At 43.9% G+C, this 1904-nt stretch carries 2 protein-coding genes; both read right to left on the bottom strand.

What is annotated here, in order from left to right:
* Positions 1-1402 (bottom strand): putative 2-aminoethylphosphonate ABC transporter permease subunit (locus A3739_RS15750; RefSeq protein WP_068501981.1); only part of this gene is annotated, 1402 nt, incomplete at its 3' end.
* Positions 1402-1904, bottom strand: a 503-nt coding sequence (locus tag A3739_RS15755; protein ID WP_304440281.1) for a TOBE domain-containing protein, incomplete at its 5' end; no start/stop codon positions are given. The genes A3739_RS15750 and A3739_RS15755, both read right to left, overlap by 1 nt.

Raw genomic sequence — 1904 nt, forward strand, 5'->3', positions numbered from 1 at the left:
CCTTCATCGACTCAGCTGCTTCGTCAAAAGACTTATCTAGCTGCTTCAACGCAGTTAAAAACGTTAGATGACTCACGGTATAAAAGTGCGCAACAGTACAAAGAACTAATATCGTCATTGTTCCATACACACTGTTCAAAGGATTGTTAGGCTGATTAAAAAAGAAGATGTATGCTAAACCCAGCACCATGCCAGGAACAGCCATTGGCAAAATTGCGAGCGCATGAACAATTCGCTTCAAGAAGACATTCTGCGCAGCTCGCTCATTAAAGTATGCGACAAACCAAATCAATAGAGTGCCGAATAAAGCTGTCCAAGCTGCCATCTGCAAAGAGTTACCAAACGAGGCCCAGCCTCCGCCATCCATCAAATCAAACTGATAATTGTTCAGAGAAAATGACAAATTATAAGGCCAATAAGTCACGAAAGACGCATAAATCGCGGTACCAACTACGAGCAGCATCGATGCCAGAATAGGCAGACACACCAAAAGACCGAGTAAATCACGCGATAGCTTTTTAGAGGGCAAATAAGGCTTGCTGCTAGATGTTACGGTGACTTTTTGCTTCGATTCGACATAACGCTGAGCAACAAAGGTGATTAATACAGGCGCCAATAACACGAGACTCACCACCGCTCCCATTTGAAAATTCTGTTGCCCGATAACTTGCTTGTAAATGTCAGTGGCGAGCACGTTATATTGACCACCAATCACTTTGGGAACACCAAAGTCAGTAATCATAAGAGTAAATGAAACAAGTGCAGCGCTAATCAGTCCGTAACGAGCATTCGGCAGCGTAACCGTCATAAAGGTTCGAAAAGCACTCGTTTTCAAAGCATTTGCTGATTCATATAAGCGCGCATCGTTCTGGCGTAGAGCGGTATAAAGAATCATGAACGCGTGCGGAAAAATCCAAAATACACTCCCCATCACTATTCCAATAGGGCCGTATATCTCGGCACCGAACAACCATTCTCGCAAAAAACCTTGCTTACCAAAGATATAAATCAACGCGATAGCTGGCAGTAAAGAAGGCGCTAACAGCGGCAACATCGCTAAAAATCTAAACAGCCCTTTTGCAGGAATGCGAGAGTGCGTTAGTACATAGGCGTAAAGAAATGCGCAGACCACGACAATTAAAGTCACGACCAAAGATATAAACAAGGAGTTAGATAAAGACTGCTGTAAACCCTGCGAACCAAAATACGTTAAAAAGTTATCCAGACCAACAAAGTGTCCATCACTATCCTCAACACTTTTACTCAGTAAAGAAAACAAAGGGAGCAAAATTGCGACACTCAATGCCCCAATAACACCCAACTGAACAAACAAGCGGATAGTTCGATCCGTTTCAGATAAACCGTTAAACCAAGAACGAAGATTTAAAGTTAAGGTAGTCACTAAGCCGTCTCCGCATCTTGAGAAAACACATGCAGCGCTTCTTTCGGCAAGGCAACTTTATGCTGTGCGCCTAAACTCAAGTCAAAAAATTGCAGCTTGGTAGATGGCAAATCTATTTCGAGACTCTTACCCCAAGCATCACATACCAATTGAATAGAAACGAATCGGCCGAAATACTCAATTGCCTCGACGCGAGCTGAGACAACGACGCCTTTCTCACTCGCAAGACCGAACTCTACATCACCCTCTAACACCAAATGCTCTGGACGAATTGCGAGAGAAGCACTTGTCGAATGAAGATCTAAATGGGTCTGCAAGTCTTTCGTCGCCTGACTTTCACGCTCAGCTTCAAGCGAGAAAATATTCATCGACGCAACGAAGTCTGCAACGAATTCTGATGCCGGTTTGCGATACACCAAATTAGGCGAAGCACATTGTTCAATTCTGCCTTGATTCATCACAACCACTTTATCGGCCATACTCAGGGCCTCTTCTTGGTCGT

The sequence above is a fragment of the Oleiphilus sp. HI0067 genome, assembly GCF_001635735.1.